Below are 12925 nucleotides of genomic sequence, written 5' to 3'. Positions count from 1 at the left end.
AGGATCTGCCGGTCGGGCGTGACGGTGCCAGCGCAGGCGTCTGGCCGGCCACCGACGTTGTCCGGCAGTCCTCCGGTGGGTGGCGACGCCGGGGCGCCACGGCCGCTGAACGATCCACTTGACGTGCCGTGGCACAATATCGGTTCAGAGGAAGCTGGTTGCCCGATGTCTTATCTTGTTCTCGCCCGCAAGTGGCGCCCGAAGCGTTTTGCCGAACTCGTAGGCCAGGAACACGTGGTCCGCGCGCTCAGTAACGCGCTCGACAGTGGGCGTGTGCACCACGCATTTCTGTTCACCGGCACCCGCGGCGTGGGCAAGACCACGATTGCGCGCATTTTCGCCAAATCGCTGAACTGCGAGACCGGCACCAGTGCCGATCCGTGCGGCCAGTGCCCGGCCTGCCTGGATATCGACGCCGGCCGCTACATCGACCTGCTGGAAATCGACGCCGCGTCCAACACCGGCGTGGACGATGTGCGCGAGGTGATCGAGAACGCCCAGTACATGCCCTCGCGCGGCAAGTTCAAGGTCTATCTGATCGACGAAGTGCACATGCTCTCCAAGGCCGCGTTCAATGCGCTGCTGAAGACGCTGGAAGAGCCGCCCGAGCACGTGAAGTTCCTGCTGGCCACCACCGACCCGCAGAAGCTGCCGGTGACCGTGCTGTCGCGCTGCCTGCAGTTCAATCTCAAGCGGCTGGACGAGGACCAGATCCAGGGCCAGATGACCCGGATCCTGGCCGCCGAGCAGATCGAATCGGATCCATCGGCGATCGTGCAGCTGTCCAAGGCCGCCGACGGCTCGCTGCGCGACGGTCTGTCGCTGCTCGACCAGGCCATTGCCTATGCCGGCGGCGCGCTGCGCGAGGACGTGGTGCGCACCATGCTCGGCACGGTCGATCGCACCCAGGTCGGCGCGATGCTGCAGTCGCTGGCCGACGGCGATGGCGCGCGCCTGATGCAGGTGGTCGCCGCGCTGGCCGAGTTCTCGCCCGACTGGAGCGGCGTGCTGGAGGCGCTGGCCGAGGCCTTGCACCGCATCCAGGTGCAGCAGTTGGTGCCGTCGGTGGCATTCGTCGGCGATGGCATCGACCCGACCGCCTATGCCGCGCAGCTGCGGCCGGAAGTGGTGCAGCTGTGGTACCAGATGGCGCTCAATGGCCGTCGCGATCTGTATCTGGCGCCGAGTCCGCGCGCCGGTTTCGAGATGGCGGTGCTGCGCATGCTGGCCTTCCGCCCAGCGGCGGCAGTGCCGGCTGGCGGCAGCGACGATGGACGTGGTGCCAGCGCCGGCGGTCATGCGCGTTCTGCGGCAACTGGCGTGCAGGCCGCCGCGCCGGTGGCAGCCGCACCAGCACCCGCAGCGGTGGCGAAACCGGCCGACCTGGAGGCCGCGCCTGCTGCCGTGGCTGCGGTCGCCGCGCCGGCGCCGGTCGCTGCTGCGCCCGCGCCTGTCGTGGTGCTGCCCGCTGCGCAAGCATCGACCGATAGCCGCCCATCGACAGCTCCCACGCGCAGCGACGACACGCCGCCCTGGGCAATGGACGATGCGCCGGTGCGCGCCAACGCTGCCCCCGTCGCTGCGGCGACGCCCGTGCTGGCGCCGGAAGCGGCAATGGCGCCACCCGCAGCAGCCGCTGCGACGCAGCCGGCTGCGGTCGCGCCCGAAGCTGCGGTGGCAGTTGCCGTAGCGGCTGAGGTACCTGCACCTGCAGCGGCGATGATGTCGATGCCATCGGTTGCCGCACCCTCCGTATCGGTACCGGCACCGGCACAGACAACCGATCCATCGCCCCTGCTCGACAACGGCCATATCGCCGACGCCGAGCAATGGCTGGATCTGGTCACCCGCAGCGGCTTGAACGGCCCCTCGCGACAGCTCGCCGCCAATGCGGCCTTCATCGGCCATCGCGACGGCGTGTTGCGCCTGGCGCTGGCACCGGGCTTCGAATATCTCAATTCCGAGCGTTCCATCGCCAACCTTGCGCAGGCACTCGCGCCCGAGTTGGGAAATACGCCGCGCATCGTCATCGAGACCGGCAACGCCGATGTCGAGACCCTGCACGAGCGGGCCAGCCGCCAGAAAGGCGAGCGCCAGAGCGCGGCCGAAACAGCGTTCATGAACGACCCGAACGTGCAGCAGCTGATTCAGCAGCAAGGCGCGCGGGTCGTCCCCGATTCCATCCGCCCTTACGACGAGTAACGACACATGCGTGGGAACATTGCCCAATTGATGCAGCAGGCGCAGAAGATGCAGGAAAACCTGCAGCGCGCCCAGGAAGAACTGGCCAAGCTGGAAGTCACCGGCACCGCCGGCGGCGGCATGGTCAGCGTGACGCTGACCGGCGCCAAGGAGTGCCGCAAGGTCCGCATCGACCCGAGCATCCTCTCCGACCAGGAAATGGCCGAGGACCTGATCGCCGCCGCCTTCAACGACGCCTCCAACAAGATCGACGCCGAATCCAAGGACCGCATGGGCTCGGCCACTGCCGGCATGCAGCTGCCGCCGGGCATGAAGTTGCCGTTCTGAGCGAGGGGATTCGGGAGTCGGGATTGGGGATTGGCTGGAAGCGAGATCCGCTTCTGCATTTGCGAATCCCAAATCTCCAATTCCCAATCCCGGCCACCCAATGTCCTCTCTTCTCGAACAACTGATCGAGGCCTTCCGGGTATTGCCGGGTGTGGGCCAGAAATCGGCCCAGCGCATGGCCTACCACGTGCTCGAACGCGAGCGCGAGGGGGGCCGCCGCCTGGCTGCGGCGCTGGCCAATGCGGTGGAAAAGGTTGGCCATTGCGTGCAATGCCGCGACTTCACCGAGGCGGAGATCTGCGCGATCTGTGCCAGCAGTAGCCGCGACCGGCAGCAGCTGTGCGTGGTGGAATCGCCGGCCGATCGTTTGGCGATCGAACACGCCACCGGCTACCGCGGGCTGTACTTCATCCTGCAGGGCCGGCTGTCGCCGCTGGACGGCATCGGCCCGCGCGAGCTGGGCCTGGACCGGCTCGGCGAGCGTCTGGCCACCGGCGAGGTCACCGAAATGATCATCGCCACCAATGCCACCGTGGAAGGCGAGGCAACCGCGCATTACCTGGCCCAGCTTGCCCGCCAGCATGCGGTGCGCCCGAGCCGGCTCGCGCAGGGCATGCCGTTGGGCGGCGAGCTGGAATACGTCGATCGCGGCACCTTGTCGCATGCCTTTGGCACCCGGGGTGAGGTGCTTTGAGGGCGGGGATTGGGGAGTTGGGATTGGGGATTCGTAGAAGCGAAAAGCGGAGGCATGCGCGGTAAGCTCTTGCCAATCCCTAATGACCGATCCCCAATCCCCATCCATGACCGACACCATCTTCGGCAAGATCATTCGTCGCGAAATCCCGGCCAACATCGTCTATGAAGACGACGAGGTGCTGGGCTTTCAGGACATTGCACCGCAGGCGCCGGTGCATGTGCTGTTCATTCCCAAGCAGCATGCGATTCCCACGCTGGACGATGTGCCGCCGGAGCAGGCGCTGTTGGTGGGCAGGCTCGCACTCGCTGCAGCGTCGTATGCACGCGAGCAGGGGCTGGCGCAGGACGGCTATCGCATCGTGATGAACTGCCGCGAGCATGCCGGCCAGACGGTGTTCCACATCCATCTGCATCTGCTGGCCGGCGCGCCGCTGGGACGGTTCGGCACGCCCTGACCTGGTTACACGATCGAGCGCATCAGCGCCTGTTCGAGCAGCCGTATCGCATAAACAAAAACGCCGCTCCCTGCGAGCGGCGTTTTTGCGTGTCACTGACTCAGCGGTCGATTACCACCAGCCGCGGCCCCAGCCCCAGCCGCCGCCCCAGCGCGGGCCCCACGGGTCGCCCCACGGGCCGTACGGGTAGGCCGGCACCACATCCACCTCGCGCACGACCGGCCACAGGTAGACCACGTCGGCATTCACCTTTGGCAGCTTGTAGTCGTACTCGCCGATCTTGGTGGTTTCGTAGCCTTCGATCTTGCCGATGAAGGTCACTTCGCGGCCGGGCTCGAACACGGCCGGGTCGTAGAAGCCCGAGCGGCAAGCCAGGAAGCGGCCATCGCTGGCGTCCACGGCGTTGCGGTCCGGACGGCCACTGGCATTGAGCGGACGCGAGATCAGCTCGAAGCAGGTCTGGCCCTGCCCGGGCTTGGTCTGGATGATCTTGCCGCCCCAGCGCACCGACGTGCCGACCTGGGCGCTGGCGGTGGAATCGCTCGGACTGACCGTAGGGAACTGACCCTGCAGCGGCTTGGGCGCGGTGGCGCAGGCGGCGAGCCCGAGCGCGGCGACAATGGGAAGAAGAAAGCGGGTACTCATGAGGAAGCTCCGGTTCGCGGGCGATGCTGCTGCAGATCTTTGAGGAGTGAGGCGCTGTCCGAATCAGCGCCAGCGTAGCGCGCGGCAGCGAAACGTTGGCTGAGTGCCAACAATGCCGGATTCGGGTGTGAACGGGCGACACGTTGCGCCCAGGCGATGGCCGGTTCGTGCGGTTCGCGGGCCAGGCCGAGCTTGTCGTAGCGGCGGCCCAGGCGATGCCAGGCGCGCAGCAGCGGGTCGCGTTCACGCTCGCCGCGCGCCAGCAGCCAACCCATCCACGCCAGCGCGCTGACCGCAAACACGCCGAAGACGGCGGCCAGCTGCGAGCTGTCCAGGCGATCGATGCCGAAGGGTTGCAGCAGCCGTTGCTGGCGGTCGGCGTCGAAGGACAGCACCAGATCGTTCCAGCCGCGGCGCAGCAGGTCGCTGACCTGGCCCAGGCTGGCCCACATGCCGAGCTGGGCGAAATTGTCGCCCGCGCCGACCTGCACGCGGTCTTCCAGCGTGTCGTAGATGCGTTCCGGCGCCACTGCGGCGGTGGGGTCCACCCGCACCCAGCCGCGCCCGGCCAGCCAGACTTCGGTCCAGGCATGCGCATCCATGCGCCGCACCACCCAGTAATTGCCGAAGCCGTTGTAGGTGCCGCCGGCATACCCGGTGACCACGCGCGCCGGGATGCCGGCCGCGCGCATCAGCACCACGAACGAAGAGCTGAAGTGCTCGCAGAACCCGGCCTTCTGCTGGAACAGGAATTCGTCGACGCTGTTGCGGCCGAGCAGTGGGGTATCCAGGGTGTAGGCGAAGTCGCGGGTGATCCACTGCAGCGCGCGCTGCACCACGGCATCGTCGTTGCTGCCGGCTTCCGCGCGCCATTGCCGTGCCAGCGCGAGCGTGCGTGGATTGAAGCCCGGCGGCAGGGCGAGGGCGCGCTTGCGCAACTGGTCGGGCAGGTCGGTGTCGAAGCGTGCCGGTGGCGCCGATTGCAGCTCCCAGCGGGTCAACGCACTCAATGGCCGCTGCGCGAACAGTTCGTAGTCGGGTGACAGCTCGGCATTGGCCACCGCCTGCGTGGGCAGGTCCAACGACACCAGCTGGCGACGATCGGTGGGCTCGTAGTCCAGGCGATAGCGATAGCGCTGAGGCCCGGCGGTGACCGAGGCGGGTTGGCCGCGGCCGGTCCAGCGCGCGCGCTGCCAGGTCCGGCCATCGAAGTCCCACATCACCGGCCCGCGCCAGTAGCGTTGTTGCGGTGGTGGCGCGTTGCCGGTGAACTGCACGCGCAGCGCCGGGCTGTCGTCGGCCATCAGGTCGATCCATTCGCCCGGCGACATGTTGTCCGACAGGCCGGGCCGCGACAGCGCGCGCTCGGGCACGCCCCACAGCGGCGAGCTCAGGCGCGGCAGCAGCCAGAACGTGGCCAGGGCCAGCGGCACGCCGATGGCGACCAGCTTGCCGATGCCGCGCAACTGCATCCGCAGCGCAGGCGTGGCGGTGCGGTGTTCCTCGTCGGCCAGCCGCTGCATGCTCAGCAGCGCGCTCACCACCGCCAGCAGCGCCAGCCCCATCGTCGCCGGCCCCTGGTCGAGCAGAAACGCCGCGAACGGGGCGAACAACGCAAAGCCGAGCAGGCTGCGCGCATCGCGCAAGGTGCGCAGCTCGGAGGCCTTGATCGCCAGCATCGCGGCCAGCACCGCGCAGCCGGTGTCGCGGCCGAAGCGCATGCCGATCTGCCAATACACCGCGCCCAGCATTGCCACCACCAGCAACAGCCGCACCGGTGCCATCACGGTGCCGCGCCAGCTCAGCACCCCGACCAGCACGGCGGCCACGGCAATGGTGCCGGCGAGCAGGCCGGGCAGCTGCAACAGCAACGGCGCCAGCGCCAGCCAGCTGGTGACCAGCACCCAGGCGCGACTGGCCTGGGTGATCGGGACGGACGGCTCAGTCATGGGGAAGCAGGGCCAGGGCGCGCAGACACAGGTGATGGTGGGCCGGACCTTGTGCAGGCCCCAGCGGCGGTTGGCCCGGCAATAGCAAGCGGTAGCGCCGCCCGTCGCGCTCGGCCAGGTTGACCCAGCGGGCAAGCCGCGCGATGCGGCGCTCGTACGGCAACGCGTTGAGCGTGCGCCAGTCCAGCGTGACTTCGATGCCCAGCGGCTGCTCGTATTCGCGCACCAGCAGGCTGTCGCGGCGTGCCGAGTGCTTCCAGGAAATCGTGCGTGGCGCATCGCCGGCGCGATACGGGCGCAGTTGGTGCAGCTCCTCGCCTTGCGGGTGCAGGCGGGTCTGGTTGGGCGAACCGGCGCCCTCGGGCAATGCCGGCCCTTGTTCCTCGGGCCTGGGATAGGCCAGCAGCGGTGTCTCCGGCCAGACCCACGACCAGGCGCGCACCAACCCCAGTGGCTGGGTGCTGGACAGGCGGATGCGTTCGATGTCCTGCCAGCCGCGCCGCTCGGTGGGCACCGGCAGGTCGACCTCGGCCATGTCGTGCTCGAGCAACGCACAGAAGCCGCTGCTATCCAGGTGATCCAGGCGCAGCCCACGCCGTGCGCGGCTATCGCGACGTGCCAGCGACACCCGCATGCGCAACGGTTCGCCGGCAACCACCGGTTCGGCCGACACCGCCTCGACGCGCAGTGCCGACAACTGCAGGTGCGCCATGATGCTGCTGGCAATCCCGGCGGTGGCCAGCAGCAGCGCCAGCAGCAGGGCCGGGTTGTTGTTGTAGTTCAAGGCGCCCAGCAGCATCGCCAGCAGCAAGGCGGTGACAAACAGCCCGAAGCGCGTCGGCAGCACGTAGATACGCCGCCGATCCAGCACGATCGGCAAGGCCTCCGCGCCCCGCGGACGCGCCAGCAGGCTGAGTCGGCGACCGATGCCGCGCACGTGCGCACGCACCTGGGTCAGTCCACCGGCACGCTGTGCAGCAGCGCCTTGGCCAGCGCCGGCCCGGACGAGGATTCGGCCTCCGGCACCAGCCGGTGCCCGGCCACCGCCACGAACAACGCCTGCACGTCTTCCGGCAGCACGTGCTCGCGCCCGAGCAGCAGCGCGTAGGCCTTGGCCGCGCGCAGCAGCGCGATGCCGGCACGCGGCGACAGCCCCACGCGCACTCCGGCGTGCTGGCGGCTGCGCAGCAGCAAGGCCTGCACATAGCCGATCAGCGCATCGCTGGTATGGATCTGGCCCACCACCGTGCGCAGCGCCACCACGTCGGCGTCGCTGAGCTGCGGTGCGGCCTGGGCGATCAGTTCGCGCCGATCCACGCCCGACAGCAACGCGCGCTCGGCGTCGGCGCTGGGATAGCCCAGGCTGAGCCGCAGCAGGAAGCGATCCAGTTGCGAGTCCGGCAGCGGAAAGGTGCCGGACAGGTCGACCGGGTTCTGCGTGGCGATCACGAAGAACGGCTCCGGCAACGCATGGGTGACGCCGTCGAGCGTGACCTGCTGTTCGGCCATGGCCTCCAGCAGCGAGCTTTGCGTACGCGGCGGCGCGCGGTTGATTTCGTCGGCCAGCAGCACGTTGGTGAACACCGGGCCGGGATGGAACTGGAACTGGCGCGAGGCGGCGTCGTAGACCGATACGCCCAGCACGTCTGCCGGCAGCAGGTCGGAGGTGAACTGCACGCGCTGGAAGCCCAGCCCCAGGCTGGAGGCCATCGCGTGGGCGAGGGTGGTCTTGCCCAGGCCGGGCAGGTCTTCGATCAGCAGATGGCCGCCGGACAGCAGTGCCACGAACGCCAGGCGCACTTCCTGCGCCTTGCCCAGCAGCAGCGAATTGACCTGGTCCTGTGCGCGCCGCAGCGATTGGCGCAGCGCATCGGTTAGCATTTCCGTGGAACGCAGCGGTGTCGACATCACAATTCCGTAGGTGGAAGAAGAGTGCACAGGGCAATGCAAGGGGACCAACGCGCACATCGCACCTTCGTGATCCTGTGGACACTGGCGACGGCCGTCAAGCTGTTGATCGCCGCGCGGCTGCCGCTGTTCGTCGACGAGGCGTTCTACTGGCAGGAAGGCCAGCATCTGGCCGCCGCGTATTCGGATCTGCCGGGCATGACCGCCTGGCTGGCGCGGCTGGGCGTGGAACTGGGCGGGCATCATCTACTGGCCCTGCGCCTGCCGTTTCTGGCCATTGCCGCGCTGATTCCCTGGTTGATCGCGCATATCGCCACGCGCTGGTTCGGCTCCACGCTGGGCTGGCAGGCCGGCAGCCTGACCCTGCTGATGCCGCTGTCGGCCACGCTCGGCATCCTGGCGGTGCCGGATGTGCCGATGGCGCTGGCGGCGGTGCTGTGCATGGATGCCGGCGCGCGGCTGCTGCGCGAGGTCGATGCCACCAGTGCGCTCGAGCTCGCCATCGGCCTGGTGATCGGCGCGCTCAGTCATTACCGCTTTGCCGGGGTGATCGGGGTGGGCTGCATCGCGCTGCTGTGCATTCCGCAGGGGCGCGCGGTCATGCGCGACCCGCGCATCTGGATGGCGCTGACGGTGGGCGCGGTGAGCTGGCTGCCGCTGCTGTTCTGGAATACCGAGCATGACGAGGCCGGGCTGCGCTTCCAGCTGGTCGACCGGCATCCATGGCGCTTTCAGATCACCGGGCTGTGGTTCTTGCTGATACAGGCGGTGCTGGTGACCCCGCTGCTGGCCTGGGCGATGCTCAAGGTCGGCCTGGCCGGCACGCGCGCCGGTGGCGGTTCGCGTGCGCAGTGGCGGTATTTCGGCCTGCTGGGCGGGATTTCGACCGTGGCGATCTTCGTGCTCGGCTTCTTCAGCGATGCCGAGCGGATCAGCTTCCACTGGCCGCTGCCGGGCTACCTGGCCTTGCTGGTGGCGGTGCCGGTGATCCTGATGCGTTGGCCGCATACGCTGCGTCGCGCGGCCTGGGCGATTGCGCTGCTCGGCACCCTGGGTGCGTACGGCTATTACCTGGCCGTGTCGGTGCCGTCGATTCGCGCGCATGCGGCCGGCGAAAAATACTATCCGCGCAACTTTGCCGGGTGGAAGGACCTGGCGCGCGCGGTCAAGCTCCGGCTCGCGCAGATGCCGCCGGGCACGCGCGTGCTGGCGGAAAACTTCAAGGTCGGTGCCGAGCTGGGCTTTCAACTGCACGATGCCAACGTGGAAGTGCTGCGCGCGGAGTTGAACGACAAGCACGGACGCAGTGCGCAGCTGCAGCAGTGGGGGCTGCTCAGCGATGGCACGCGCGCCGGGCCGCGGCTGCTGGTGCTCTCGCCCAGCGATCAGCGTTATCGCGACCTGTTGAAGCGCTATCACGACATCTGCGAGATGGTCGGGCCGCTGCCGCCGCCCACGGTTGTGTCCACCGATCACGGCTACCAGCGCTTCCTGCTTTTCGCGCTGCCGGCGCAACGCCAGCCCGGGCCGTGCATCGCCCCGGCGATGGCCTGGATCGACACGCCGCTGCCGGACGTGCGCGTGTCCGGGCAGGTACAGGTGCGCGGCTGGGCATTCAAGGACGGCGTCGGGCTGTCGCAGGTGGAACTGCTGCTGGACGGGCGCCCGGTCGCGCAGGCCGAGTACGGCACGCCGCTGGATGTGCGCCCGTACTGGAAGATCTCCACCGACCCGCAGCACCCCAACGTCGGTTTCAACGCCACCTTCGACACGCATGCGCTGCCGCCGGGCACGCATTGGCTGGGACTGCGCCTGCATGGCCACGACGGCAGTGTCGAGGACTGGTGGGAACAGCCCATCACCGTTTCCGCACCTTAGATCACGCAATGACCGACGCCATGACTGTTGTCCCTCCCGTGCCTGTGCCCGGGATCCGAATCGCCGTGCTGGTGCCCTGCCATAACGAGGCGGCGACGGTCGCCTCGGTGGTCACTGCGTTTGCCGCTGCCTTGCCGGGCGCGGCGATCCATGTGCTGGACAACAATTCCAGCGATGCCACCGCGACGATCGCCGCAGCGGCCGGCGCGCAGGTGTGCCGCGTGGCGCTGCAGGGCAAGGGCAATGTGGTGCGGCGTGGATTTGCCGATGTGGAAGCGGACATCTATGTGCTGGTCGATGGCGATGCCACTTACGACGCGGCCGCCGCACCGGCGCTGGTGCGCAAGCTGATCGACGAAGGCCTGGACATGGTGGTCGGCGCGCGCCGCGATCAGCAGCAGGCTGCGTATCGGCCCGGTCATCGCGTCGGCAACGTGTTGCTGACGCGGTGCGCGGGGCTGCTGTTCGGACGCAGTTTCGATGACATGCTGTCCGGCTATCGGGTGTTCTCGCGGCGCTACGTCAAATCCTTCGCTGCGCATGCGCAGGGATTCGAAACCGAAACCGAACTGGCCGTGCACGCATTGCAGTTGCGCATGCCGGTGGCCGAGGTCGAAACCGCCTACGGTGTGCGCCCGGAGGGCTCGCAAAGCAAATTGAATACTTGGCGCGATGGCTGGCGCATCCTCACCACCATCGCCAAGTTGTTCAAGGCCGAGCGGCCGTTGTTGTTCTTCTCCATCGGCTTTGTGCTTAGCGCCACGTTGTCGATCGTGCTGGCGATTCCGTTGTTCGAAACCTATTTCCAGACCGGGCTGGTGCCGCGGTTTCCCACGGCGATCCTGTGCGTGGCGCTGATGCTGCTGGGTTTCCTGTTGCTGGCGTGCGGGCTGATCCTGGATACGGTCACGCGCGGACGCGTCGAGGCCAAGCATCTGGCGTATCTGGCCGAGCCGGGCGTCGCCACTGTTGTCGCTGCGCGTGCACCTGGAGCCGCCCGCTGATGGCAGCCATCGCGACATCGACGCCGGTGGGCCGGCGACAGCGGCTGTTGGGCTGGGCCGATCGCCATTTCGGCTTTCATTCACCACGCCAGATCGCCGCGGCGGTGACGGCGGTCGTGCTGCTGGGTGCGCTGCTCTCGCTTGGGCTTGGCCAGGACGCCAACTGGGACCTGCGCAACTACCACCTCTATATCGGCGATGCCTGGGCGCACGACCGGCTGGGCGTGGATCTGGCGCCGGCGCAGATGCAGAGTTACTTCAGCCCATTGCTCGATGTCCTGCATGCCTGGCTGATGCTGCAGCTTCCCGGGCCGGTGGCCGGGCTGCTGCTGGGCGGCTTGCATGCGCTGGTGTTCGTTCCGGTGGCGGCAGTGGCATGGCGCGTATTGGCCGGGCAAACGTGGCGCGCGCAGGGGGCACCGCTGCTTGCAGTGGCCGGCATGTGCAGCGCGGTGTTTCTGTCCGAGCTCGGCGGCACCATGGGCGACACCGCCAGCGCGATCCCGGTGCTGGCGGCGCTGGCGCTGGTGTTGTCGGCGCAGGCGCGGGCGCGGCAGGGCGCGCATGCGGTGCATCGATGGGCCATCGCCGGCGCACTGATCGGCCTGGCCGTCTCGCTCAAGCTCACCAATGCGCTCTACGCGTTGGCGCTGGTGCCGGCGGTCCTGTGCGATGGCGGGCGCCTGCGCTCCCGCGTGCTGGGCCTTGGTGTGCTTTCCGGCGTTGCGGCGCTGGTGTCGGTGCTGGTGGCCGGGCCCTGGTATTGGCAGGTCTGGCAACACCTGGGCAATCCGCTGTTTCCGCAGTTCAACGGAGTCTTCAAATCGCCGCTGGCGCAGCCGGTGTCGATCGCCGACGTACGGTGGTTGCCGCGCAATCTCGGCGAGCAGTTGATCTGGCCGCTGCTGTTTACCTTCAAGCCGCAGCGCATCGGCGATCTCGGTCTGGTGCAGGCCGGTTGGGCGGTGCTGTATGCGGTGACGCTGGTCGCTGCAGGGCGCGGGTTGCTGCGTCGGCCCGTGCGACAGGTCGGGCTGGATCGCTCGGCCGTGGTCCTGCTGGTGTTCTTCGGCGTTGCGTACGCGCTGTGGCAGGCCATTTTCAGCATTCATCGCTATCTGGTGGTGCTGGAGCTGCTTGCGCCGCTAGTGCTCTGGATCGTGAGCCGGCACGCATTTGCTGCACGCGCCGATCGCAAGGCGGCCTGGTTGATCGGGCTATGTGCCCTGGTCGCGGTGGTCGGGTGGAAGGATTGGGGGCATGAAGCCTGGGCGCGCGACAGCTTCCAGGTGCAGCAACCGGCGATGGGCGAACCTGCCGCCTCCACGGTGTTGCTGGTTGGCGACGAGCCGCAATCCTGGCGGGTGCCGCTGCTTCCGCGGCAGGCGCGTTATATCGGTGTGGCGACGAATATCGCCGAGACCGACCAGTACCGGCAGCGCGTGCGCACGCTGATTGCCGAGCGGCCGCAGCTCTACGCCATGCTGGGCGCGGCGCGCGACAAGCAGCAGCTGCGGATCGACCGGATGAATCGCTGGGCGCAGCAACTGGGCTGGAGCGTGCAACCGCAATGCACGCGCCTACGCTGGTTGATCGCGCGCGGACTGCGTGCCGAACTGGATGCATCGCAGCCGGGCCGCTGCGTGCTCAACATTGCCAAGGGTAGGGCGCTGGACATCGCCGCCGCCGACCGTGCGGTGCGCGAGGCCGCGCAGCAGCGCCTGGCCGCGTACGGGCTGACGCTGGACCCTGCGCGTTGCCGCACGCTGTCCTCGCGCGTGGGGCAGGCTGATTATCCGTATCAGTTCTGTGAGTTGACTCGGCCCGGTTAGGGCTGCGTGCCTGGGTGCAGGGATTGGGG

The 12925-nt window shown here is 68.2% G+C and carries 11 protein-coding genes; 7 read left to right on the top strand and 4 right to left on the bottom strand.

Annotated features, from left to right (window positions below):
• The first annotated feature begins 165 nt into the window (after positions 1–165).
• The 4 genes from dnaX to DYQ94_RS20250 all read left to right on the top strand — a co-directional run bounded on the left by dnaX (position 166) and on the right by DYQ94_RS20250 (position 3680).
• Positions 166–2202: a DNA polymerase III subunit gamma/tau gene (gene dnaX / locus DYQ94_RS20265; RefSeq protein ID WP_126965171.1), complete on the top strand. Its 2037-nt coding sequence runs from the start codon at positions 166–168 to the stop codon at positions 2200–2202.
• 6 nt (positions 2203–2208) lie between these two features.
• Positions 2209–2529 carry a YbaB/EbfC family nucleoid-associated protein gene (locus DYQ94_RS20260; protein ID WP_005913896.1) on the top strand — a complete coding sequence of 107 codons (321 nt, stop codon included), beginning with the start codon at positions 2209–2211 and terminating at the stop codon, positions 2527–2529.
• Positions 2530–2629: 100 nt separating this feature from the next.
• On the top strand, positions 2630–3223 hold the full coding sequence (gene recR, locus DYQ94_RS20255) for a recombination mediator RecR (RefSeq protein WP_016902529.1): 594 nt from the start codon (positions 2630–2632) through the stop codon (positions 3221–3223).
• 106 nt (positions 3224–3329) lie between these two features.
• Complete coding sequence (locus DYQ94_RS20250; RefSeq protein ID WP_016902528.1) at positions 3330–3680, top strand: histidine triad nucleotide-binding protein; 351 nt, start codon at positions 3330–3332, stop codon at positions 3678–3680.
• 111 nt (positions 3681–3791) lie between these two features.
• Here the strand turns inward: DYQ94_RS20250 and DYQ94_RS20245 are convergent, their stop codons facing one another.
• Genes DYQ94_RS20245 through DYQ94_RS20230 form a run of 4 tightly spaced genes read right to left on the bottom strand, consistent with a single transcriptional unit; the run spans position 3792 to position 8182 of the window.
• Positions 3792–4325 carry a Slp family lipoprotein gene (locus DYQ94_RS20245; RefSeq protein WP_016902527.1) on the bottom strand — a complete coding sequence of 178 codons (534 nt, stop codon included), beginning with the start codon at positions 4323–4325 and terminating at the stop codon, positions 3792–3794.
• Positions 4322–6274, bottom strand: a complete 1953-nt coding sequence (locus DYQ94_RS20240) for a transglutaminase TgpA family protein (protein ID WP_126965170.1) — start codon at positions 6272–6274, stop codon at positions 4322–4324. The genes DYQ94_RS20245 and DYQ94_RS20240 overlap by 4 nt, the downstream gene beginning before the upstream one ends.
• On the bottom strand, positions 6267–7223 hold the full coding sequence (locus DYQ94_RS20235; RefSeq protein ID WP_039515942.1) for a DUF58 domain-containing protein: 957 nt from the start codon (positions 7221–7223) through the stop codon (positions 6267–6269). The genes DYQ94_RS20240 and DYQ94_RS20235 overlap by 8 nt, the downstream gene beginning before the upstream one ends.
• Before the next feature lie 5 nt (positions 7224–7228).
• Positions 7229–8182 (bottom strand): AAA family ATPase, encoded by a 954-nt coding sequence (locus tag DYQ94_RS20230; protein WP_016902524.1) that lies wholly within the window; start codon positions 8180–8182, stop codon positions 7229–7231.
• Positions 8183–8218: 36 nt separating this feature from the next.
• On the opposite strand from DYQ94_RS20230, the gene DYQ94_RS20225 reads away from it, so the two are divergent.
• From DYQ94_RS20225 to DYQ94_RS20215, 3 genes are read left to right on the top strand one after another with little or no spacing between them, the layout of a single operon-like run.
• Positions 8219–10060: a glycosyltransferase family 39 protein gene (locus DYQ94_RS20225; RefSeq protein WP_160954649.1), complete on the top strand. Its 1842-nt coding sequence runs from the start codon at positions 8219–8221 to the stop codon at positions 10058–10060.
• Between the two features lie 8 nt (positions 10061–10068).
• On the top strand, positions 10069–11064 hold the full coding sequence (locus tag DYQ94_RS20220; RefSeq protein WP_160954648.1) for a glycosyltransferase: 996 nt from the start codon (positions 10069–10071) through the stop codon (positions 11062–11064).
• Entirely contained in the window at positions 11064–12896 is a 1833-nt protein-coding gene (locus DYQ94_RS20215; protein ID WP_160954647.1) for a hypothetical protein, read from the top strand. The genes DYQ94_RS20220 and DYQ94_RS20215 overlap by 1 nt, the downstream gene beginning before the upstream one ends.
• Positions 12897–12925 lie beyond the last annotated feature (29 nt).

The organism is Xanthomonas sp. LMG 8993, assembly GCF_009835065.2.
Classification (GTDB): Bacteria; Pseudomonadota; Gammaproteobacteria; order Xanthomonadales; family Xanthomonadaceae; genus Xanthomonas; species Xanthomonas arboricola.
Note: the sequence above shows the minus strand (reverse complement) of the source record. Positions and strands in the feature narration are given on the sequence as shown.

Excerpts from the sequence above, each read along its gene's own strand:
- dnaX (WP_126965171.1), top strand. The coding sequence starts at position 166 with ATGTCTTATCTTGTTCTCGCCCGCAAGTGGCGCCCGAAGCGTTTTGCC.
- DYQ94_RS20260 (WP_005913896.1), top strand. The coding sequence starts at position 2,209 with ATGCGTGGGAACATTGCCCAATTGATGCAGCAGGCGCAGAAGATGCAG.
- recR (WP_016902529.1), top strand. The coding sequence starts at position 2,630 with ATGTCCTCTCTTCTCGAACAACTGATCGAGGCCTTCCGGGTATTGCCG.
- DYQ94_RS20250 (WP_016902528.1), top strand. The coding sequence starts at position 3,330 with ATGACCGACACCATCTTCGGCAAGATCATTCGTCGCGAAATCCCGGCC.
- DYQ94_RS20245 (WP_016902527.1), bottom strand. The coding sequence starts at position 4,325 with ATGAGTACCCGCTTTCTTCTTCCCATTGTCGCCGCGCTCGGGCTCGCC.
- DYQ94_RS20240 (WP_126965170.1), bottom strand. The coding sequence starts at position 6,274 with ATGACTGAGCCGTCCGTCCCGATCACCCAGGCCAGTCGCGCCTGGGTG.
- DYQ94_RS20230 (WP_016902524.1), bottom strand. The coding sequence starts at position 8,182 with ATGTCGACACCGCTGCGTTCCACGGAAATGCTAACCGATGCGCTGCGC.
- DYQ94_RS20225 (WP_160954649.1), top strand. The coding sequence starts at position 8,219 with ATGCAAGGGGACCAACGCGCACATCGCACCTTCGTGATCCTGTGGACA.
- DYQ94_RS20220 (WP_160954648.1), top strand. The coding sequence starts at position 10,069 with ATGACCGACGCCATGACTGTTGTCCCTCCCGTGCCTGTGCCCGGGATC.
- DYQ94_RS20215 (WP_160954647.1), top strand. The coding sequence starts at position 11,064 with ATGGCAGCCATCGCGACATCGACGCCGGTGGGCCGGCGACAGCGGCTG.